This is a genomic window from Ramlibacter sp. GCM10027632, from assembly GCF_042675325.1.
Classification (GTDB): Bacteria; Pseudomonadota; Gammaproteobacteria; order Burkholderiales; family Burkholderiaceae_C; genus Ramlibacter.
Map to the genome: position 1 here is coordinate 424,978 of NZ_JBHTGW010000002.1, position 20,550 is coordinate 445,527.

The 20,550-nt window shown below is 70.8% G+C and carries 25 protein-coding genes; 16 read left to right on the top strand and 9 right to left on the bottom strand.

What is annotated here, in order from left to right:
- From ccoS to fnr, 12 genes are all read left to right on the top strand, one after another.
- Positions 1–138, top strand: a complete 138-nt coding sequence (gene ccoS, locus ACFQZY_RS05440) for a cbb3-type cytochrome oxidase assembly protein CcoS (protein WP_377413572.1) — start codon at positions 1–3, stop codon at positions 136–138.
- Between the two features lie 67 nt (positions 139–205).
- The gene (gene ccoN / locus ACFQZY_RS05445) at positions 206–1,639 is read left to right on the top strand and encodes a cytochrome-c oxidase, cbb3-type subunit I (RefSeq protein ID WP_377413574.1); all 1,434 of its coding nucleotides are present in this window, start codon (positions 206–208) and stop codon (positions 1,637–1,639) included.
- A gap of 18 nt (positions 1,640–1,657) precedes the next feature.
- The gene (gene ccoO / locus ACFQZY_RS05450) at positions 1,658–2,284 is read left to right on the top strand and encodes a cytochrome-c oxidase, cbb3-type subunit II (RefSeq protein WP_377413576.1); all 627 of its coding nucleotides are present in this window, start codon (positions 1,658–1,660) and stop codon (positions 2,282–2,284) included.
- Between the two features lie 13 nt (positions 2,285–2,297).
- Positions 2,298–2,435 (top strand): cbb3-type cytochrome oxidase subunit 3, encoded by a 138-nt coding sequence (locus ACFQZY_RS05455; RefSeq protein ID WP_377413578.1) that lies wholly within the window; start codon positions 2,298–2,300, stop codon positions 2,433–2,435.
- An 11-nt stretch (positions 2,436–2,446) separates the two neighbouring features.
- A complete protein-coding gene (gene ccoP / locus ACFQZY_RS05460; protein WP_377413581.1) occupies positions 2,447–3,382 on the top strand; it encodes a cytochrome-c oxidase, cbb3-type subunit III in 936 nt (311 codons plus the stop codon).
- 9 nt (positions 3,383–3,391) lie between these two features.
- A complete protein-coding gene (ccoG, locus tag ACFQZY_RS05465) occupies positions 3,392–4,834 on the top strand; it encodes a cytochrome c oxidase accessory protein CcoG (RefSeq protein ID WP_377413584.1) in 1,443 nt (480 codons plus the stop codon).
- Positions 4,835–4,850: 16 nt separating this feature from the next.
- On the top strand, positions 4,851–5,138 hold the full coding sequence (locus ACFQZY_RS05470) for a FixH family protein (protein ID WP_377413587.1): 288 nt from the start codon (positions 4,851–4,853) through the stop codon (positions 5,136–5,138).
- Positions 5,139–5,177: 39 nt separating this feature from the next.
- Complete coding sequence (locus ACFQZY_RS05475; protein WP_377413590.1) at positions 5,178–5,426, top strand: hypothetical protein; 249 nt, start codon at positions 5,178–5,180, stop codon at positions 5,424–5,426.
- 67 nt (positions 5,427–5,493) lie between these two features.
- Positions 5,494–6,570 (top strand): PAS domain-containing sensor histidine kinase, encoded by a 1,077-nt coding sequence (locus tag ACFQZY_RS05480; protein ID WP_377413593.1) that lies wholly within the window; start codon positions 5,494–5,496, stop codon positions 6,568–6,570.
- Positions 6,567–7,211: a response regulator gene (locus ACFQZY_RS05485; RefSeq protein ID WP_377413596.1), complete on the top strand. Its 645-nt coding sequence runs from the start codon at positions 6,567–6,569 to the stop codon at positions 7,209–7,211. Before ACFQZY_RS05480 ends, ACFQZY_RS05485 begins: the two co-directional genes overlap by 4 nt.
- A gap of 113 nt (positions 7,212–7,324) precedes the next feature.
- The gene (locus tag ACFQZY_RS05490) at positions 7,325–7,711 is read left to right on the top strand and encodes a response regulator transcription factor (protein WP_377413599.1); all 387 of its coding nucleotides are present in this window, start codon (positions 7,325–7,327) and stop codon (positions 7,709–7,711) included.
- A gap of 24 nt (positions 7,712–7,735) precedes the next feature.
- Positions 7,736–8,530, top strand: coding sequence for a fumarate/nitrate reduction transcriptional regulator Fnr (fnr, locus tag ACFQZY_RS05495; RefSeq protein ID WP_377413601.1), 795 nt, complete (start codon positions 7,736–7,738; stop codon positions 8,528–8,530).
- Between the two features lie 7 nt (positions 8,531–8,537).
- Here fnr and ACFQZY_RS05500 read toward each other — a convergent pair whose 3' ends face one another.
- Entirely contained in the window at positions 8,538–8,909 is a 372-nt protein-coding gene (locus tag ACFQZY_RS05500; protein WP_377413604.1) for a TraR/DksA family transcriptional regulator, read from the bottom strand.
- Positions 8,910–9,059: 150 nt separating this feature from the next.
- Between ACFQZY_RS05500 and ACFQZY_RS05505 the strand changes: the two genes are divergently transcribed.
- From ACFQZY_RS05505 to ACFQZY_RS05515, 3 genes are read left to right on the top strand one after another with little or no spacing between them, the layout of a single operon-like run.
- On the top strand, positions 9,060–9,500 hold the full coding sequence (locus ACFQZY_RS05505) for a universal stress protein (RefSeq protein ID WP_377413607.1): 441 nt from the start codon (positions 9,060–9,062) through the stop codon (positions 9,498–9,500).
- Positions 9,501–9,517: 17 nt separating this feature from the next.
- Complete coding sequence (gene hemN, locus ACFQZY_RS05510; RefSeq protein WP_377413610.1) at positions 9,518–10,894, top strand: oxygen-independent coproporphyrinogen III oxidase; 1,377 nt, start codon at positions 9,518–9,520, stop codon at positions 10,892–10,894.
- Positions 10,895–10,953: 59 nt separating this feature from the next.
- The gene (locus tag ACFQZY_RS05515; protein ID WP_377413612.1) at positions 10,954–11,640 is read left to right on the top strand and encodes a sulfite exporter TauE/SafE family protein; all 687 of its coding nucleotides are present in this window, start codon (positions 10,954–10,956) and stop codon (positions 11,638–11,640) included.
- On the opposite strand, the gene ACFQZY_RS05520 is transcribed toward ACFQZY_RS05515, so the two are convergent.
- From ACFQZY_RS05520 to gloA, 3 genes are all read right to left on the bottom strand, one after another.
- Positions 11,637–11,942: a HigA family addiction module antitoxin gene (locus ACFQZY_RS05520; RefSeq protein WP_377413615.1), complete on the bottom strand. Its 306-nt coding sequence runs from the start codon at positions 11,940–11,942 to the stop codon at positions 11,637–11,639. The two genes, ACFQZY_RS05515 and ACFQZY_RS05520, sit on opposite strands and share 4 nt — an antisense overlap.
- A 14-nt stretch (positions 11,943–11,956) precedes the next feature.
- Positions 11,957–12,235, bottom strand: coding sequence for a type II toxin-antitoxin system RelE/ParE family toxin (locus ACFQZY_RS05525; protein ID WP_377413618.1), 279 nt, complete (start codon positions 12,233–12,235; stop codon positions 11,957–11,959).
- A 165-nt stretch (positions 12,236–12,400) separates the two neighbouring features.
- A complete protein-coding gene (gene gloA, locus ACFQZY_RS05530) occupies positions 12,401–12,796 on the bottom strand; it encodes a lactoylglutathione lyase (RefSeq protein WP_377413621.1) in 396 nt (131 codons plus the stop codon).
- A 92-nt stretch (positions 12,797–12,888) separates the two neighbouring features.
- Here gloA and ACFQZY_RS05535 point away from each other — a divergent pair, with 92 nt between their 5' ends.
- Positions 12,889–15,489 (top strand): hypothetical protein, encoded by a 2,601-nt coding sequence (locus tag ACFQZY_RS05535; RefSeq protein WP_377413624.1) that lies wholly within the window; start codon positions 12,889–12,891, stop codon positions 15,487–15,489.
- Between the two features lie 10 nt (positions 15,490–15,499).
- Here the strand turns inward: ACFQZY_RS05535 and ACFQZY_RS05540 are convergent, their stop codons facing one another.
- The 5 genes from ACFQZY_RS05540 to ACFQZY_RS05560 form a co-directional block, all read right to left on the bottom strand.
- The gene (locus ACFQZY_RS05540; RefSeq protein WP_377413627.1) at positions 15,500–16,303 is read right to left on the bottom strand and encodes an SDR family NAD(P)-dependent oxidoreductase; all 804 of its coding nucleotides are present in this window, start codon (positions 16,301–16,303) and stop codon (positions 15,500–15,502) included.
- 76 nt (positions 16,304–16,379) lie between these two features.
- Entirely contained in the window at positions 16,380–17,387 is a 1,008-nt protein-coding gene (locus ACFQZY_RS05545) for a tripartite tricarboxylate transporter substrate binding protein (protein WP_377413631.1), read from the bottom strand.
- Between the two features lie 97 nt (positions 17,388–17,484).
- Positions 17,485–18,531: a LacI family DNA-binding transcriptional regulator gene (locus ACFQZY_RS05550; RefSeq protein ID WP_377413633.1), complete on the bottom strand. Its 1,047-nt coding sequence runs from the start codon at positions 18,529–18,531 to the stop codon at positions 17,485–17,487.
- Positions 18,528–19,664: a zinc-dependent alcohol dehydrogenase family protein gene (locus tag ACFQZY_RS05555; protein WP_377413636.1), complete on the bottom strand. Its 1,137-nt coding sequence runs from the start codon at positions 19,662–19,664 to the stop codon at positions 18,528–18,530. Before ACFQZY_RS05555 ends, ACFQZY_RS05550 begins: the two co-directional genes overlap by 4 nt.
- 12 nt (positions 19,665–19,676) lie before the next feature.
- On the bottom strand, positions 19,677–20,540 hold the full coding sequence (locus ACFQZY_RS05560; RefSeq protein WP_377413639.1) for an oxaloacetate decarboxylase: 864 nt from the start codon (positions 20,538–20,540) through the stop codon (positions 19,677–19,679).
- Between the last annotated feature and the right edge of the window lie 10 nt (positions 20,541–20,550).

The following is a 20,550-nucleotide window of genomic DNA, read 5'->3' on the forward strand; positions in this document are numbered from 1 at the left end:
ATGGACATTCTTTTCGTACTCATTCCGCTGTCCATCGTGCTGGCCCTGTTCATCCTGGCGGGCCTGGGGTGGGCGGTCTGGCGTGGCCAGTTCGAGTCACTCGACGCCGAGGGCGAGCGCATTCTTCACGGGGATTGACCTGAATCAAGGGTTATCCCCGAGAAGCGCCAGAGACTGCGTGGGTATCCAAAAAGGCGATTTACCCATGACGACGGACTCTCTCGCTCCCGCTCGCTACCACGACACCGTGGTCCGGCAGTTCTCCCTCATGGCCGTGGTCTGGGGGGTGGTGGGCATGCTGGTTGGCGTGTTCATCGCCGCCCAGCTGGCCTGGCCTGAACTCAATTTCGGCATCCCGTGGCTCTCCTATGGCCGCCTGCGGCCACTGCACACGAATGCGGTGATCTTCGCGTTCGGCGGCTGCGCGCTGTTCGCCACCAGCTACTGGGTGGTGCAGCGCACCTCGCACGTGCCGCTGTTCGCGCCCAAGCTGGCCGCCTTCACCTTCTGGGGCTGGCAGGCCGTCATCGTGGCCGCCGCCATCTCGCTGCCCCTGGGCTACACCTCGGGCAAGGAGTACGCGGAGCTGGAGTGGCCGATCGACATCCTGATCGCGCTGGTCTGGGTGGCCTATGCGGTGGTGTTCTTCGGCACCGTGGGCATGCGCAAGGTGCGCCACATCTACGTGGCCAACTGGTTCTACGGCGCGTTCATCATCGCCGTGGCCCTGCTGCACATCGTCAACAGCGCCGCGGTCCCCGCCGGCCTGATGAAGTCCTATTCCGCCTACGCCGGCGTGCAGGACGCGATGATCCAGTGGTGGTACGGCCACAACGCCGTGGGCTTCTTCCTCACCGCCGGCTTCCTGGGGATGATGTACTACTTCATCCCGAAGCAGGCCGAGCGCCCCGTCTACAGCTATCGCCTGTCGATCGTCCACTTCTGGGCGCTGATCTTCACCTACATGTGGGCGGGCCCGCACCACCTGCACTTCACCGCGCTGCCGGACTGGACCCAGTCGGTGGGCATGCTGTTCTCCCTGATCCTGCTGGCGCCCTCCTGGGGCGGCATGATCAACGGCATCATGACCCTCTCGGGGGCCTGGCACAAGCTGCGTGACGACCCCGTCCTGCGCTTCCTGATCGTGTCCCTGTCCTTCTACGGCATGAGCACGTTCGAGGGCCCGATGATGTCCATCAAGACCGTCAACGCCCTGAGCCACTACACCGACTGGACCGTCGGCCACGTGCACTCCGGCGCCCTGGGCTGGGTGGGCCTGATCTCCATGGGCTCGCTGTACTACCTGATCCCGCGCCTGTTCGGCCAGAAGAAGATGTTCAGCAACAAGGCCATCGAGGTCCACTTCTGGGTGGCCACCATCGGCATCGTGCTGTACATCGCCGCCATGTGGATTGCCGGCGTGATGCAGGGCCTGATGTGGCGCGCCATCAACGCCGACGGCACCCTGACCTACACCTTCGTGGAGTCGGTCAAGGCGACCTACCCCTTCTACGTGATCCGTGTCCTCGGCGGCGTGCTGTACCTCGCCGGCATGCTGGTGATGGCCTGGAACGTCTGGATGACGGTGGCCAACGGCCGCGCCGTCCACGCCAATGTCCCGGCGCCCGCCCACGCCTGACGCGAAGGAAGTTTCGACATGAGCAACGCAAATCAGAGCACCGGCTTCTCCCACGAGAAGGTGGAGACCAGCAACTTCCTGATGATCGTCCTGATCCTGCTGGTGGTCGCCATCGGCGGCCTGGTGGAGATCGTCCCGCTGTTCTTCCAGAAGTCCACCACCGAGGCGGTGCAGGGCGTCAAGCCCTACGCCCCGCTGCAGCTGGCCGGCCGCGACATCTACCTGCGCGAGGGCTGCTACAACTGCCACTCGCAGATGATCCGCCCGTTCCGCGCCGAGACGCTGCGCTATGGCCACTACTCGGTGGCCGGCGAGTTCGTCTACGACCACCCGTTCCAGTGGGGCTCCAAGCGCACCGGCCCGGACCTGCACCGCGTGGGCGGCAAGTACTCGGACGAGTGGCACCGCATCCACCTGGTCAACCCGCGTGACGTGGTGCCCGAGTCCAACATGCCGGCCTACCCCTGGCTCGAGAAGAACACGCTGGATCCGGCCAGCATCCAGCCCCGCATGAAGGCGCTGCGCGCCGTGGGCGTGCCGTACTCCGAGGAGGAGATCGCCAAGGCGCCCGAGCAGCTCAAGGGCAAGACCGAGATGGACGCCCTGGTGGCCTACCTGCAGGGCATGGGCCTGGCCCTCAAGTAAGGAGGAACGCCCCATGGACATCACCACCGCGCGCATCGTGGCCACGCTGGTTTCCCTCGGCACCTTCCTGGCCATCGCGGCCTGGGCCTATGCCCGCCGCAACAAGAGCCGCTTCGAGGATGCGGCCTCGATCCCGTTCCAACAAGATTAAAGGCGCCCACCATGAGCGACTTCACCTCGAATTTCTGGTCGGTCTTCGTGGCCGCCATCACCCTGGCGGGCATCTTCGGCTGCCTGCTGCTGCTGTGGGTCACCGCCCGCAAGAAGGTCGTGGCCGCGACCGACAACACCACCGGTCACGTCTGGGACGAGGACCTCACCGAGTTGAACAACCCGCTGCCGCGCTGGTGGATGTGGCTGTTCGTCATCACCATCGTCTTCTCGCTGGGCTACCTGGTCGCCTACCCGGGCCTGGGCAGCTACGCCGGCAAGCTGGGCTGGACCACCGCCGGCCTGCATGCCGCGGAAGTGGAGAAGGCCAAGCAGGAGCTCGCGCCCCTGTACGCCCAGTTCACGTCCAAGAAGGCCGAGGACCTGGCCGGTGACCCGCAGGCCATGGCCATCGGCGAGCGCCTGTTCATGAACAACTGCGCGCAGTGCCACGGTTCCGACGCCCGCGGCAGCAAGGGCTTCCCCAACCTGACCGATGCCGACTGGCTGCACGGCGGCTCGCCCGACAAGATCGCCGAGACCCTGACCAAGGGCCGCATCGGCAACATGCCCCCCATGGCCGCCGCCGTCGGCAGCCCGGAGGACGTGCGCAACGTCGCGCACTATGTCCTGAGCCTGTCCAACGCGCCGCACGACTCGGTGCGCGCGCAACTGGGCAAGTCCAAGTTCGGCGCCTGCGCCGCCTGCCACGGCATGGACGGCAAGGGCAACCCGGCCCTGGGCGCGCCGAACCTGACCGACGACACCTGGCTGCATGGCTGGGGCGAGCAGGCGATCGTGAACATCGTCAACAACGGCAAGGTGAACGCGATGCCGGCCCAGGAGGGCAAGCTCACCCCCGAGCAGATCCACGTGCTGGCCTCGTATGTGTGGGGCCTGTCGAACAAGCCCGCCCCCACGCAGGCGGCGGCTGCGCCGAAGCCCTAAGCTGTCCGAATGCCTGATCACGCGCCGAAGCCCAAGGTCATCCCCATCACGCCGGTCCCGGCGGACGATGGGGACGTCTACCAGTCCCTCTACGAGGCGCAGAAGAAGATCTACCCGCGTTCCGTCACCGGCCGGTTCGTCAACTGGCGGTGGCTGTTCGTGTGGCTCACGCAGATCGTCTTCTACGGCCTGCCGTGGCTGCAGTGGGGCGAGCGCCAGGCGGTGCTGTTCGACCTGGCCGCCCGGCGCTTCTACATCTTCGGGTACGTGCTGTACCCGCAGGACTTCATCTACCTGACCGGCGTGCTGGTGATCAGCGCGCTGTCGCTGTTCCTGTTCACCGCGGTGGCCGGTCGCCTGTGGTGCGGCTTCGCCTGCCCGCAGACGGTCTACACCGAGATCTTCCTGTGGATCGAGCGCCACGTGGAGGGCGACCGCCCCCAGCGCATGAAGCTCGACGGCGCGCCGATGTCCCTGGAGAAGCTGGTCAAGAAGTGGTTCAAGCACTTCCTGTGGATCGGGTTCTCGATCTGGACCGGCTTCACCTTCGTGGGCTACTTCACGCCCATCACCGAACTGGGCATGGAGTTCCTGCAGACCCGCATGGGCTCGTGGGAGGTGTTCTGGGTGTTCTTCTACGGCTTCGCCACCTACGGCAATGCCGGCTGGATGCGCGAGCAGGTGTGCAAGTACATGTGCCCCTACGCCCGCTTCCAGAGCGCGATGTTCGACAAGGACACCCTGATCGTCAGCTACGACACGGCGCGCGGCGAGCCGCGCGGCACGCGCGGGCGCAAGGACGATTTCAAGGCCAAGGGGCTGGGGTCGTGCATCGACTGCGGGCTGTGCGTCCAGGTGTGTCCCACCGGCATCGACATCCGCAACGGCCTGCAGTACGAGTGCATCGGCTGCGGCGCCTGCATCGACGTGTGCGACAGCGTGATGGACAAGATGCAGTACCCGCGGGGGCTGATCTCCTTCACCACGCAGAACGCCCAGTCCCAGGGCTGGGACCGCGCCCGCATGTGGCGGCGGGTGCTGCGCCCGCGGGTGCTGCTGTACACGGTGATCCTGGGCGCCCTGACCTTCGGCGTGGCCCTGAGCCTGGCGCTGCGCACGCCGCTGAAGGTGGACGTGGTGCGTGACCGCGCCGCGCTGGCGCGCATCGTTGCCGGCGGCAAGATCGAGAACGTCTACCGGCTGCAGGTGATGAACGCCACCGAGAAGCCCCAGACCTACCGCTTCACCGCCGAGGGCCTGCCCGGCCTGGTGGTAGCCTCGGAGGCCGAGGCCGACGTGGAGCCCGCGCAATCGCGCTGGGTCGCCCTGCGCCTGCAGGTGCCGTACGGCAGCGCCGCGCCGGGCTCGCACAAGATCCGCTTCCACATCGCCACTGTTTCCGGCGACGCGCAAGTGACCGAGAAATCCGTCTTCCTGATGCCCCGGCAGTGACCGGGAAGGAGCCGCCATGGACCGCCGTCCCCCCGCTTCCGACACTTCCCCCGCCACCCCTTCGCGCCCGTGGTGGGCCCATGGCCACGTGTGGCTGCTGATCGCCGGCCCGGCGGCCGTGATCGTGGCCGGCGTCATCACCCTGGTGCTGGCCCTGCGCACGCCCGACCCGCTGGTGGCCGAGGACTACTACCGCCGCGGCCTGGAGATCAACAAGACCCTGGCCGAGCGCGAGGGCGGCAAGGCGATGATGCCGGCCGTCCAGGGCCGCAACCACGCGCTAACCCCTAGCGCGGCGAACTGAGTCCGGGTCCACAATCGTTTCACAGGAGGACGCAACCCGATGTGGAGCAAATTGATCATGGCCGTGGCCTGGCCCGCCTTCCTGGCTGCCTGCCTGCTGGAGGCGGCCGTCTTCGCTGTCGTCGACCCGCTGGACCTGAGCTGGGCGGGGGACCCCCTGGGCTGGTCTCGCCAGGCCGTCTACACGGTGGGCTTCTTCGTCTTCTGGGCGGCCTGCATCGCCTCGAGCGTGACGGCCCTCACGCTGGTCTCCCACGACACCCACGGGCCGGCGCACGCGCACGAGTGAGGGGGGCGCGCCCGGGGGGACGGGCCTTGTGCTGTAATTTGCGAAGTCGCCACGACCGCAGTACTCCGTGCCCCCTTTTTCATCGCTGAGCGTCCCCGACGCCGCCGAGCGCCTCGCCGCGCTGCTCGAAACGGCCATGGATGCCATCATCAGCATCGATGACGCCGAGCGCATCGTCCTGTACAACCGCGCCGCCGAGCAGATCTTCGGCTGGCGCGCCGACCAGGTCATGGGCAAGCCCTTGTCCATGCTCATTCCGGAGCGTTTCCGCGCCAGCCACGCCGACCATGTGCGCCGCTTTGCCGCGACCGGCGTGACCTCGCGCCGCAAGGGCGGCAGCGACGGCATCGTCCTGTGGGGGCTGCGGGCCGACGGCACCGAGTTCCCCATGGACGCCTCGATCTCCCAGATCGACACCGACCACGGCAAGGTCTTCTCCGTGATCCTGCGTGACGTCACCGAGCGGATGCGGGCGCGGCAGGACCTGGCGCGCTTCGCCACCGAGGCCTCCGCCATCCGCGAGCAGGAGAAGAGCCGGGTCGCGCGCGAGCTGCACGACGAGCTCGCGCAGTCCCTGACCGCGCTCAAGATGGACGCCATCTGGCTGCGCGACCACCTGGCCCGCGACCCCGAGGCTGCGGCGGCCAAGGTCAGCGGCATGCTGCAGATGCTGGACGCCAGCGTCGCCGCCACCCGCCGCATCGCCGCCGACCTGCGCCCGCTGGTGCTGGACGACCTGGGCCTGGTGCCCGCCATCGAGTGGCTGGCCCAGAGCTTCACGCAGCGCCATGGCGTGCACTGCGAGCTGGACCTCGACGAGTCCCTCGAACTGGAGGAGCCCTACGCCACGGCCGTCTTCCGCATCGTGCAGGAGTCTCTGGCCAACGTCGCCAAGCATGCCCGGGCGCGGACCGTGTGGGTGCGCGTGGCGCGCGCTGGCCGGCAGATCGTGATCGAGGTGCGCGACGACGGCGTCGGCTTCGACACCGGCGCCGGCCGCAAGCCGCAGTCGCTGGGACTGATCGGCCTGCGCGAGCGGGCCCAGCTGCTGGAGGGCACGATGTCCATCGAGTCCACCCCGGGCGAGGGCACGCGGGTCGCGGCGCGCATCCCGGCGCCGGCGGGGCAGGGGGCCGGCACATGATCCGCGTCGTCCTGGCCGATGACCACGCCATCGTGCGCGAGGGCCTCAAGGGCATCCTCGCGCGCGTGCCCGATTTCCAGGTGGTGGGCGAGGCCGCCGACGGCGCCCAGGTGCTGCAGCGGGTGCGCGAGGCCGAGTTCGACCTGCTGGTGCTGGACCTGTCCATGCCCGGGCGCAGCGGCATGGAGCTGATCAAGCTGGTGAAGGCCGAGCGGCCGCGCGTGCGCATCCTGGTGCTGTCCATGCACCACGAGACCCAGTACGCGGTGCGGGCCATCAAGTCCGGCGCCAGCGGCTACCTGACCAAGGAAAGCGCGCCCGCCGAGCTGGAGCAGGCGCTGCGCAAGATCGCCGACGGCGGCGCCTACGTCACCGCCGAGGTGGCCCAGCAGCTGGCCCTGGGGGCCATGCCGGGCCGCGAGGCGGCGCCCCACGAGGCGCTGTCGGCCCGCGAGTTCGAGGTGTTCCAGCAGCTCGTGGCCGGCGCCTCGGTCACCGCGATCGCCGAGCGCATGAGCCTGTCGGTCAAGACAGTGAGCACCCACAAATCCAACCTGATGCACAAGCTGGGCCTGGGCAACCCCAGCGACCTGGTGCGCTACGCCATCAAGCACGGGCTGGCGGACGCCACCGAGATCTGAGCGCCGCCCTGGCGGCCTAGGACGAGTCCTAGGCCGCGTTCCAGACGATTCCTAGCCAGCAATTCAGCTCTTACTGATGGGCAAGAGCCGGCGGACGCGGCACAGTCACGTCCATGGCACCCAGCTCCCATCCCCGCGTCTTCCTGGCCGACGACTCCGGCCCGATCCGCTCGCGCGTGGCCAACCTGCTCGGCGAGCACGACATGGAGGTCGTCGGCGAGGCGGCCACGCCGCAAGGCTGCATCGAGGGCATCCTGGCCAGCCGGCCGGAGGTGGTCGTGCTCGATGTCCAGCTCGAGGGCGGCACGGGCCTGCAGGTGCTCAAGGCGGTGCGCGAGGCGGCCCCGGGCATCGCCTTCGTCGTCTTCAGCAACAACGCCGCGCCCGCCTACCGCAAGCGCTACCTCGGCGAGGGCGCCGCGAGCTTCCTGGACAAGAGCAGCGACTTCGAGCAGCTGCCCGACGCGATCGCCGATGCCGGCAGCCGCGTCCATCACTGAACACCCCACGAGAGAGACCCCCGCATGAACCACGAACACGCCATCGCTCCCGTCCGCGTCGTGCCGCGCCGCTCCGTGACGGAGTCTTCGGAGGGCGCCGGCTGCGGCGCCGCGCCGCTCAAGACCCTGTGCTCCAACTGCCACCTGAAGGACCTGTGCCTGCCCTGCGGCCTCAGCGGCGCGGACCTGCAGCGCCTGGACGGCCTGCGCTTCGGCCGCCGCCGCGTGCGCACCGGCGAGGAGCTCTATCGCGGGGGGGACAAGTTCCAGTTCATCTACGCGGTGCGCAGCGGCACCTTCAAGTCCAGCCTGATGCTGGTGGACGGCCGCGAGCAGGTCTCCGGCTTCCACATGGCCGGGGAGCTGATGGGCCTGGACGGCGTCGCCCACGGCCGCCACGCCAGCGCCGCCACCGCGCTGGAGGATGCCGAGGTCTGCGCCATCCCCTACACCCACCTGAGCGAGCTGGCCAGCGGCAGCGCCGACATCCAGATGCTGATGGCCCGCCTCATGAGCCGCGAGATCGTGCGTGAGCACAGCCTGATGATGCTGCTCGGGAGCATGAACGCCGAGGAGCGCCTGGCGGCCTTCCTGCTGAACCTCTCGCAGCGCCTGAAGGCGCGCGGTTACTCGGCCAGCGAGTTCCACCTGCGCATGTCGCGCGCCGAGATCGGCAGCTACCTGGGCATGAAGCTGGAGACGGTGAGCCGCACGTTCTCGGCCTTCCAGCAGCAGCGCCTGCTGGAGGTGGACAAGCGCCACATCCGCATCCTCGACCTCGAGGCCCTGGGACGGGCCTTCGACAGCCGGGTGCACTGAGCTTGGCTCAGGCGGTCTCGGCCAGCGACTGGCAGCGGATGCAACGCAGCGCCGTCGGCAGCGCCTCCAGCCGGCGCAGCTCGATGGGCTCGCCGCACGCCAGGCACTGGCCGTACTGGCCGCGCGCCAGCCGCAGCAGCGCCGCCTGCACCGCCTCGAGTTCCTGCACCGCGTGCGTGTGCTGCATCTCGTGCACCGCGGTGCTGGTCTCGGCGTCGGCCAGGTCCTTGAAGTCGGTCACCGCTTCGCCCGGCTCGCGCGCCTGCGCCTCGGCCTGGTCGCGGGCCGATTCCTCGGCCAGCAACGCGCGCAGCTCGGCCTCGCGCCGCTCGAGCAGCTGCTGGAAGCGGGGCGTCATCTCGGCTTGGAAGGTGGTCATGGTCGTCGGGCCTTTCAGTCGGGGCGATACGGTCAGATGGAGCCGATTCTGTGGCCTGCAAGCGACCTGTCAATTGACCCGAATCAACCACGGCGGGAGCATCCCGTCGCATCATCCGCCAACACGTCACTTCCCCTGAGAGGTCACACCATGTTCAAGCGCATCCTCCTGGCCACCGACGGCTCGGCCGCCTCGGACCACGCCGCCACGCTGGCCATTTCCCTCGCCCGCACCCATGGGGCGACGCTGACCGCGCTCTACGTGGTCGACCCTTATCCCTACCTGGGCATCGGCGAGGCCAACCCCATGGGCTTCAACGCCTACATGGAGGCTGCGCGCGTGCACGGCGCCGAGGCCCATGCCCGCGTGGCCCGCATGTCGGCCGAGGGCGGCGCCCCGGTGCCCCTGGTCACCCGCCTCGTCGAGGATGTCTCGGTCATCGAGGGCCTGCTCGAGACCGCCCGCGACACCCAGGCCGACCTCATCGTCATCGGCTCGCACGGCCGCACCGGCATCGCCCGCGTAGTGCTGGGCAGCGTGGCCGCGAAGGTCGTCGCGCAATCGCCGGTGCCGGTGCTCGTCACCCGCTGAGGAATCCGCAGGACGCCATGAACACCATCTCGCCCGAGCTGTTGCAGCGCTTCGACATCAACGGGCCGCGCTACACCTCCTACCCCACGGCCGACCGGTTCGTCGAGGCGTTCACCGCCGGCGATTACGCGCAGGCCCTGCGCCAGCGCGGGCAGCAGCCCTCGTCCCTGCCGCTGTCGATCTACGTGCACATCCCGTTCTGCGCGTCCCTGTGCTACTACTGCGCCTGCAACAAGATCATCACCAAGCACCATGAGCGCGGCGCGGAGTACCTCGAGTACCTGGCGCGCGAGGTGGCCCTGCATGTCGCCGAACTCGGGCGCGGGCAGTCGGTGAGCCAACTGCACCTGGGCGGCGGCACGCCCACCTTCCTCAGCGACGCCGAGCTGGGCCAGCTCATGGCCATGCTGCGCGCCAACTTCGCGCTGGTGCCCGGCGGCGAGTATTCGATCGAGGTCGACCCGCGCACGGTGGACGCCACCCGCCTGCAGGCGCTGGCCGACCTGGGCTTCAACCGCGTCAGCTTCGGCGTGCAGGACTTCGACCCCGACGTGCAGAAGGCGGTGCACCGCATCCAGCCCGTGGAGCAGGTCTTCGCGCTGGTGGACGAGGCGCGCCGCATCGGCTTCGAGTCGGTCAACGTGGACCTGATCTACGGCCTGCCGAAGCAGACCTCGGAGTCGTTCGCGCGCACGCTGTCGCAGGTGGCGCAGCTGCGGCCCGACCGCATCGCGCTCTATGCCTACGCGCACCTGCCGGAGCGCTTCAAGCCGCAGCGGCGCATCATCGCCATCGACCTGCCCTCGGGCGCCAGCAAGGTCGGCATGCTGGCCTCGGCGCTGGCCGCCTTCGAGAAGGAGGGCTATGTCTACGTGGGCATGGACCACTTCGCGCTGCCCGACGACCCGCTGGCCGTGGCCAAGCGCCAGGGCCGCCTGCACCGCAACTTCCAGGGCTACAGCACCCAGCCCGACTGCGACCTGATCGGCCTGGGCGTCTCCGCCATCGGCCGCGTCGGCGCCACCTACAGCCAGAACGCCAAGACGCTGGAGGAGTGGACCGACCTGATCGACCAGGGCCAGCTGCCCGTGACGCGCGGCCTCGCGGTGAACCGCGACGACCTCACGCGCCGCGCGGTGATCATGGCCCTCATGTGCCAGGGCCAGGTGCTGTTCGAGTCCATCGAGCTGGCCTGGATGATCGACTTCCGCCGCTACTTCGCGCCCGAGATGGCGCAGATGGAGGAGCTGGCGCGCCAGGGCCTGGTGACCATCGACGCGAACGGGATCCAGGTCACCGCCGAGGGCTGGTACTTCGTGCGCGGCGTGGCCATGGTCTTCGACCGCTACCTGCAGGCCGACCGCAGCCGTGCCAGGTTCTCTCGCATCATCTGAGCCGCCGTGAGCGAATCCACCCTTTCCGCGCAGGCCCGAGGCCTTCCCCGCCACCGAGCATGTCCCTGACCCTGGCCCTCACGGCGCTCCTGATGGGGCTGGCCGGCGGCCCGCACTGCGCCGCCATGTGCGGCGCGGCCTGCGCGGGCATCGCCCGGGCCGGCGCGCAGCCCGTGTCGCGGTCCGTGTGGACCTTCCAGGCCGGGCGCCTGGCCGGCTACACGCTGGCCGGCGGCCTGGCGGCGGGCATGGTGCAGAGCTTCGCCTGGCTGACCACGCAGGCCGCCGCGCTCAAGCCGGCCTGGACCCTGCTGCACCTGCTGGTGCTGGCCTGGGGCCTGAGCCTGCTGGTGCTGGCGCGCCAGCCGGCCTGGGCGCAGCGTGCCGGGCTGGCAGCCTGGGGCCGCATCCGCCCGCTGGTGCAGCGCACCGGCGCGGCCGGCGTCTTCGGCGCCGGCGCGCTGTGGATCTTCATGCCCTGCGGGCTGCTGTGGTCGGCGCTGCTGGTGGCCTCGCTGGCCGGCGGGCCGCTCGACGGCGCGCTGGCGATGGCGCTGTTCGCCGCCGGCAGCAGCCTGGGGCTCATCGCCGGGCCGGGCCTGCTGGCGCGCGTGCGCGAGGCCGGCAACCGGCTGCGCAACGACTGGGGCACGCGCCTGGCCGGCGCGCTGCTCGCGGCCACCGCGGTCTTCGCGCTGTGGATGGACCTGGTGGAGCGCGCCGCGCCGTGGTGCCTCGCGCCCTAGGGGGCCTGCGGGTCATGCCGCGGAATGCGGCGGATCAGGGCGGCCATGGAGGCCTTCGCGGTCTCCAGGTCGTAGTGGTTCTGGAGGTTCAGCCAGCTCTGGGCATCGGTGCCGAAGTAGGCGGCCAGGCGCAGCGCCGTGTCCACCGTGATGCCGCGCTTGCCCAGCACGATCTCGTTGATGCGGCGCGGCGGCACCTCGATGGCCTGCGCCAGGGCGTACTGGCTCAGGCCCAGCGGCTTGAGCCAGTCCTCCAGCAGGATTTCGCCGGGGTGGACCAGGGGAACGTCACGACGGGCCATGGCCAGCTCCTGGGTCAGTGGTAATCGACGATGGCCACGCGGTGGGCGTGGCCGTCTTCCCAGTGGAAGCACAGGCGCCACTGGCCGTTGATGCGCAGGCTCCATTGCCCGTCGCGGTCGCCGCACAGCGGCTCGAGCCGGTTGCCCGGCGGCATGCGCAGGAAGGACAGCGTGACCGCCGCATTCAGCGGCTGCAGGCGCCGCAGGGCCACCGACTCGATGTTCCTGAACCGCGCACAGCGACGGCCCTCGAACAGGGCCTGCGTGTCCCTGCACGCGAAGCTCACGTTCACGAAGCATAACGATCGACGTTATTAACGTCAATCGTTAACACGCGTGGAAAGGATGGATGGTTCGCTGGGTCCACTCGGGCCTCCCTCGGTCGTCCGCGGACGCCGACCGTAGCGGGAGGGCCGGGGGCCGGCCCATCCAAGGGAGCCGGGCGGTCTGTAAGCCGGTCAGCCGGCCTCGGCCGGGCGCTCGATCAGCTCGATCTTGTAGCCGTCGGGGTCCTGCACGAAGGCGATCACCGTCGTGCCGCCCTTGACCGGTCCCGCCTCGCGGGTGATGGTGCCGCCGGCCGCGCGGATCTTCTCGCAGGTGGCGGCGACGTCGGGCACCCCCAGGGCGATGTGGCCATAGGCCGTGCCCGGGTCGTAGCGGTCGACGCCATAGTTGTAGGTCAGCTCGATCTCGGCATGGTCGGGGTTTGTGCCGTAGCCGACGAAGGCCAGCGAGTACTTCTGGTCGGGCCGGTCGGTGGTGCGGATCAGGGTCATGCCCAGCACGCGGGTGTAGAAATCAATGGCGCGCTGCAGGTCGCCGACGCGCAGCATGGTGTGGAGGATTCGCATGCCGCGGATCATAGGCGCCACCACCGGAACCGCACCCGCTCACGGGTTACCACGGATGAGCGAGCAACTGCAGAGCTCGTTCAGGAGCGCCCGTGCATCCCGTCCGCCTCCACCTGCCTGCGGGCATGGCGCCGCCGCCGTCCCCCCGCAGCGATCCCGTCGCCCACGCCCATCGCAGCCTCGGCGCCGCCCTGTCCGAGTACGTCATGCCCGGCGAGGAGGCCGAGGCGGCGCGTGCGCTGCTCGCCTGCGTGGACGGCGGGCGGCTGGACCTGGCCGGCCTGGACGAGGCCTACGCGCACCTGCCGTTCGTGATGGAGGTGCCGGCCTGGAAGGCGCTGCGCGAGGCGGTGGCCGCGCTCTCGCTCGGGCCGGTGACCGAGGTCCATGCGGGCCAGGCCGACAGCGAGGCCGAGTTCAACCTCCTGGCCATCGGCCTGGGCCTGCTGCGGGAGCTGCGCGAGGTGTACCTGTCCGTGCCCCGCGAAGGATCGAACCTGCGCCTGACCGGCCTGCACCAGGAGCCGCCGCCGCGCGTGCACCTCGACTGCCCGCGCGCCAACGGGCTGCTCGTCACCGCGCGGGAGGGGCTGGTGCTGGAGACCTCGGGCGAGGCCTTCATCGGCCAGATCTACATGGACCGGCCCGAGCGCATCACGGTGGACGCGAAGGGCCGGGAGGTGGCGCGCGAGCCGCTGGCCGGGGCCCAGTTCTTCACGCCGCCGCCGCCCGAGGCGCTGGTGGCCGGGGGGGACCGGCATGCGGCGCAGGAGATCCTCGTCGAGACCGACCTGAACCTGCGCCGCCCGTTCCCCGACACGCCCGAGGCCCGGCGGCTCGGGCTGGTCGATACCCCGCAGGCCTGCCGGCACTTCGCCCTGGCGTACGGCTGCGCCCAGCAGGCCTATGAGCGGGAGCAGGCCCACCTGCCGCCGCAGGCGCGCCGGCCGTTCTCGCTGGTGCCGGCGGGAGACAGCAAGGGCATCTGCGTGGCTGACCCGCCGCCCTGGACCGAGCGCGCCTACCGCGAGGTGATGGCGACCCAGGCGGTGGCCCTCGCCAGCGACGCCGGCTTCGGCAGCGCGATGGCCCACCTGTGCGACACCCTCGCGCCGTCGCAGGCCCGGGTGTTCGTGGTGCGGGCGTTCGACCACCTGATGGCCCTCAAGCTGGCGCGCGCCCCCGGCCCGACCCCGCTGTTCCAGGTCAGCTTCTACGACCCGTGCCGCACGCTCACCGACCAGGGGCTGTGGGTGCGCGCCAGCGCCGACCTGGAGCGCCTCTCGCTCGCCGACTTCCTGCCGGACTGGGACCTCGAGGCCCAGGGCTGGGACCCCGAGATCGCCGTGATCTACGACTGCCCGGCCGAGCCTCTCGAGTCCTCCGGGACGGCCGGGACGCCGCCGGCGCGCGGGCCCGGCCCCGCCGCGCCGCAGCCGCTGGGCCTGTTCGGCCCCTTCCTGGTGGACGAGCCGCAGGCCGACTGGCTGTCCTTCCTAGTGCCGGCCAATGCCATCGTGCCCGTGATGCGGGCCGTGGGCGCGGTGCCCGAGCCCGGCTCCGAGGCGGGCCTGGCGGTGCTGCAGGCCGGCGCCGACGCGGGCTATCCAGCCCTGCACGTGGCCTGCCGCCGGGGCGCGGCCGACGGGGTGGCGGCCTATGTGGCGGCCGTCCTCGCCATCCCCCCCGAGGGCCTCGGCCAGGCGGACCGGGTGGCCCTGCTGCGGGGGATCATCGAGGACGACGAGGCCCATCCCGCCCTGTACCACGCGTTCGAGCGGTCGCCGCGCGCGGTGGCGATGTTCGCCCGCGGCGTGCTCACCGCCCCGGCGGCGGTGCTGGACGCCTCCGGCAAGCGGGCCCTGGTGGCCGCCTCGGACGAGGCGGGGCATGCGCGCGAGGTGGTGCTGGCGATCGAGGGCTCGAGGGGCCGCAGCGAGGCGGACCGCGAGCGGGTGGCCGCCGGCGTGCTGGCCTGGGCCCATGAAGTGCTCGCGGCCACCGCCTTGCCGTTGCCCGTGCTGCGCGAGCTCCTGGCCGCGGCGGGCGTGTCGGCGCAGGTGGCGATGGCGCCCGCCCCCCGTGACGGCAAGCACGAGGTTTCCGGCGACGCCCGCGAGACCGGCGACCCGACGCCGGCCGCCGCCCTCCTGTGCGCGGTGCTGGAGTCGCCGCTGGCCCCGGCGCAGCGTGCCCAGGTCCTCGAGGCCACCGGCCTGTCGCCGGTGGCGGTGGCCGAGGCGCTGGCCGCGCAGACCGACGCGCGGGCGCCGCAGGCCCTGGCCCGCCTGCTCGACGCGCTGCCGGCCAGCGGCCTGCCGGCGGGCGAGGTGCGGGCGCTGCAGGACAAGTACGCGGACCTGCGCAAGGCCGCAGCCGCCCGGGCCGGCGGCCCGGGCCTCCAGACGCTGCGCGAGGCCGGGCCGGGGCTGTCAGTGCGCGGGCTGCCGGTCACGCCGGCGCAGTGGGCCGCCACCGGCCTGCAGGCGCAGGGACCCGACGCGAACCCGGACTGGATGCGGTGCACCGCGAAGCAGCCGCTGGACGACCTGCAGCCGTTCCGGCTTGCGCCTGGCGTCCGCCGGGGGGCCGCGGTGGCGGACGACGCGGTGTGCTACCTGCTGCCGGTCGACCGGCTGGAGTTGCCGCCGGCGCACGGGCCGACGGCGCGCGAGTCGAAGGCCGCCTCCTGAGGCCGGGGCCTCACGCCGGCGTCACCGGCACGGTGTAGTTCAGGGTCATGCGCCCGCCGTCCACCACCACGATCTCGCCGGTGACGTAGCTGGCCGCATCGCTGGCCAGCCAGGCCACGGCGTCGGCGATCTCGGCGGGCGTGCCCAGGCGCTTCATCGGCGTGCGACTCATGATCTTCATGCGGGCCTCCTCGCTGGTGAGGACGGCCTTGGCCGCGAGCTCGGTGGCGATGGTGCCCGGCGCCACCGCATTGACGCGGATGCCGTGGTCCGCCAGCGACAGCGCCATCACCCGTGTGAGCTGGTTGATGCCGCCCTTGCTCACGTTGTAGCTGGCGATGTTGGGGATGGCCAGCATGCCGTTGACCGAGCTCATGTTGACGATGCTGCCGCCGCCCGAGCGTGCCATCTCGCGCGCGGCGGCCTGGCCCATGAGGAAGGCGCCCTTGAGGTTGACGCGCAGCACCGCATCGAAGTCGGCCTCGGTCACCTCGAGGAACTCCGCCGCCTTGAAGATGCCGGCGTTGTTCACGAGGATGTCGAGGCGCCCGTGCAGGGCGATCACCTGCGCGATGCAGGCGTCGGCCTGGGCCTTGTCGCCCACGTCGCAGTGCACGTAGGTGGCGCCGACGTCGGCCGCGACGGCCCGGCCGCGGTCGTCGTCGATGTCGGCGACGACGACGAAGGCGCCGTCGGCGGCGAAGCGCCGCGCGCAGGCCTCGCCGATGCCCTGGGCTCCGCCCGTCACCAGGCAGACCCGGCCGCCGAGGCCGAAGGAGATGGGGGGGGTGGGGGTGGGGCGCTTCGTGGTCATGGCCGCATGGTAGTGCGGGCCGTGGCGCCGGGCCAGCCGGCGCGTGCGCCGTCGGCCCGTGCGCCGTCGGCGCCCCTCAATCCAGCGGGAAGCGCTTCGCCAGCCCCGTGAAGCGCTCGTCCTCCTTGCGCACCTGGGCGGCGAATTCCTCGGGCGTGTTGACCAGCGGGATCGCGCCGGCGCCCGCGATCGCCTTCTGCAGTTCGGGGTTGCGCATCACTTCCTTCACCGCGGCATGGATGCCCTGGGCCGCCGCGGGCGGCGTGTCCTTGGGCGCGAACAGGCCGAACCAGGTCGTGTACTCGTACTGGGGCATGCCGGTCTCGCCGACGGTCCTGATGTCCGGCGCCGCGGGGGCCCGCTGGGTGCCCTGGCTCGCCACCACCTTGAGCGTGCCGGCCTTCTGGTGGGGGATGGCGGCGGTGATCCCGGTGACGGCGAAATTCACGTTGTTCGCGATCATGTCCGTGATGATCGCCGCCGTGCCCTTGTAGTTGACCACGATCAGGTTGGGGAGCGACTCGGCCTGCAACTGCCGCCCGAACAGCTTGGCGACGTTCTCTCCCGTGCCCATGGAGCAGGGCGTGGCCGCCGCCTTGCAGTAGGCGATCAGCTCCGGCAGCGTGCTGGCCGGGATCCTGGCGTTGGCCACGATGACGCCCGGCGAGTAGGCGATGTTGGTCACCGGCTTCAGCTGGGCGAGCGGGTCGGTGCCCTTGAAGGCCGGCGCGTGCTTGGTCAGGACGATGGCAGGCGTCTGCAGCAGCAGGGTGTGGCCGTCGGCGCGCGCCTCGATCACCCGCCGCCCGCCGATCAGGCCGTCCGCGCCGGGCACGTTCTCCACCAGCACCGGCTGGCCCCAGAGCTCGCCGAGGAGCTTGGCCGTGGCGCGCGCGGTGGTGTCGGTCCCGCCCCCGGGCACATAGGGCACGACGATGGTCACGGGCCGGCTGGGTTTCCACGTCGCCGGCGACTCCGCACGGGCCGCGGCGGCGAGTGCGCACAGGCCGGCGAGGGCCAGGGGAGGGACGACACGCGTCCACGGGAGGGAGTTCGACGACATCTGCATCCTTGTCTGTTTCATGGCCAGGGTGGGGGCCCGGCTCCACCTGCTTCACCTGCTTGGCCTGCCATGCTCGTGTGCAACACCTGTGCAAACCATCGGGGGCTGCCCTCGCGGGTCAGCGGCTCGCGGCGCCGGTCGTGCCGCGCCGGATCAACTCGATCGGGAGCACGTCGTGCGCCGGCGGGCTGATCGCATGCCCCGGGCGCATGCGATCGAGCAGGCGCCGTGCGGCGGTGCGCGCCATGGCCTCCACCGGCTGCCGGATGGACGTCAAGCCCACGATGGGCGAGCCCGCCAGCGGCATGTCGTCGAAGCCGATCACCGAGAGTTCGTCCGGCACCTTGCGGCCGCACCGGCGCGCGGCCTCGAGCACGCCCAGGGCGATGGTGTCGTTGCCCGCCACGATGGCCGTCACCGGCTGGGGCGCGGCCAGCAGGCCCATCGCCCGCGAGTAGCCCATCTCGGAGGTGTACTCGCCCCACGCCACATGGGCCGGTTCCGGCTCCAGCCGGGCCTCCCGCAGGGCCTGCAGCGCGCCAGCCATGCGGTCCCGGCTGGTGGAGGTGTTCTGCGGCCCCATGAGGAAGCCGAGCCGGCGGTGGCCCAGGTCGAGGAGGTGGTGCACCGCCTCCTGGCCGGCGCGGAAGTTGTCGACCTCCACGATGTCCACGTCGACGTCGTCCACGCTGCGCACCACCAGCACGGTGGGGATGCCCCGGCGGCGGACCTCCGCGACGATGGGCGAATCCAGGGTGGCGGTCGCGAAGATCAGGCCGTCCAGGTAACTGTCGATCAGCGGGCGCAGGGCGAGCAGCGGCTCGGGCTCGGTCATGGGGTCGATCAGCAGCACCACCTGGTAGCCCGCGCCCTGCAGGGCGTCATGCAGGTGCTGCAGCAGCAGGGTCATGAAGGTGTTCTGCAGCGCGCCCACCACCACGCCCACCAGGCGCGTGCCGCCGACCCGCCCGCGCGACTGCGTCGGGAAGCGGTAGCCCACGAGCGTGGCCGCCGCGATGACCGACTCCCGGGTGCGCACGCTGATGGCGGGGTGGCCGGACAGCGCGCGCGACACGGTGGAGACCGACAGGCCCAGCCGCCCGGCGATCTCGCGCAGCGTCCCCGGGCCGCCGCGCGACGCGTTGCCCGGCTCGCTGCGGTTCACGGCTGCGAGTCGAAGACCACCACCTGGCGGATGGCCCGGCCTTCGTTCAGCGCGTCGAAGGCCTCGTTGATGTCGTCCAGCTTCACGGTGCCGCTCAGCAAACGGTCCACCGGCAGCCGGCCCTGGCGGTACAGGCTCAGGTAGCGCGGCACATCGCGCACCGGCACGCAGGTGCCGATGTAGCTGCCCTTGAGCGTGCGCTCCTCGGCGACCAGGCTGACCGCCGGGACCGGCAGCACGGCGCTGGCCGGGGGCAGGCCCGCGGTGACCGTGGTGCCGCCGCGCGCCGTGATGCCATAGGCCAGTTCCAGCGCGCGCACCGAGCCCGCGAACTCGAAGGCGTACTCGACGCCGCCGCCGGTGAGCTCGCGAATCTGTTCCCGCGCATCGGGCTGGCTGGCCAGCACGGTGTGGGTCGCGCCGAGCGCTTGCGCATGGGCGAGCTTGTCCGGCGAGAGGTCGATGGCCACGATCTGCCGCGCGCCCGCGGCATGGGCGCCGAGCAGGGCGGCCAGGCCCACGCCGCCCAGCCCGACGATCGCCACCGAGGCGCCCGCCGGCACCTGCGCCGTGTTGATCACCGCGCCCACGCCGGTCAGCACGGCGCAGCCGAAGAGGGCGGCCTCGACCAGCGGGATGTCGCGGTCGATGCGCACCAGCGAGTGGCGGGAGACCACCGCATGCTCGGCGAACACCGAGCAGCCCAGGTGGTGGTTGACCGGGTGGCCCACGTGGGAGATGCGGCGGGCGCCGGACAGCAGGGTGCCGGCGCCGTTGGCGGCTGCCCCGGGTTCGCACAGGGCCGGTCGGCCCGAGGCGCAGGGCAGGCAGTGGCCGCAACTGGGCATGAAGACCACGACCACGTGGTCGCCGGGCTGCAGGTCGGCGACGCCCGGGCCGGCCTCGACGACGACGCCCGAGGCCTCATGGCCCAGGGCCATCGGCATCGGCCGCGGCCGGTCGCCGTTGATGACGGACAGGTCCGAGTGGCACAGGCCGGCGGCGGCGATGCGAATCAGCACCTCGCCCGGTCCGGGCGGGGCCAGCTCCACCTCCTCGATGCGAAGGGGGCGGCTCGTGGCGTAGGGCGCGGCGGCGCCCATGGCGGTCAGGATGGCGGCGCGTGTCTTCATGCGTGTCATGGCTCAGCGAGCCCAGCGTTTCTCGAATTCCCAGACTTCCTCGAAGCCGATCAGCTTACAGAACTCGCCGAAGTCGAACATGTCGATGCCGGGCTTCTGGCTCAGGCCCTCGTCCTTCAGCGTGCGCAGCGCCTTCTCCATGGCGGCGGCCGCCACCAGGCTGGTCATCGAGGGATAGATCGCGAGGGCGTAGCCGATTTCCTGGAGCACCTTGGCCGGCAGGATCGGCGTCTTGCCGCCGTCCGCCATGTTGGCCAGCATGGGCTTGTCGAAGGCCTCGCAGGCGCGGCGCATTTCCTCCTCGGACTGCGGCGCCTCGAAGAACAGGATGTCGGCGCCGGCCTTGGCATAGGCCTCCATCCGGCGCATCGCCTCGTCGACGCCCAGCCCGGCGCGGGCATCGGTGCGGGCGATGATCAGGAAATTCTCCTTGTCCTCGCGCGCCTCGGCGGCGACCTTGATCTTCTCGACCATGTCCTCGGTCGGCACGCAGCGCTTGTAGGGCGTGTGGCCGCACTTCTTGGGGAACTCCTGGTCCTCGATCTGGATGGCGGTGACGCCGGCCTCCTCGTAGCCGCGAACGGTGTGGTGCACATTGAGCAGGCCGCCGTAGCCGGTGTCGGCGTCCGCGATCACGGCGCTGCCGCTGGTGCGCACCACCGTGCGCATGCGGTCCACCATTTGCGTGTAGGTGGCGATGCCGGCATCGGGCAGCCCCAGGCAGGAGGCGGTGAGCCAGTAGCCGGTGCCGTAGACGATGTCGAAGCCGACCTTGCGGGTCATGGCGCTGGCGATCATGTCCTGCACGCCGGGGATGACGAGGAATTCGCCGGCGGCGAGCTTCTCGCGGAGGATGGGATTGGCCATCTGGAGGGTC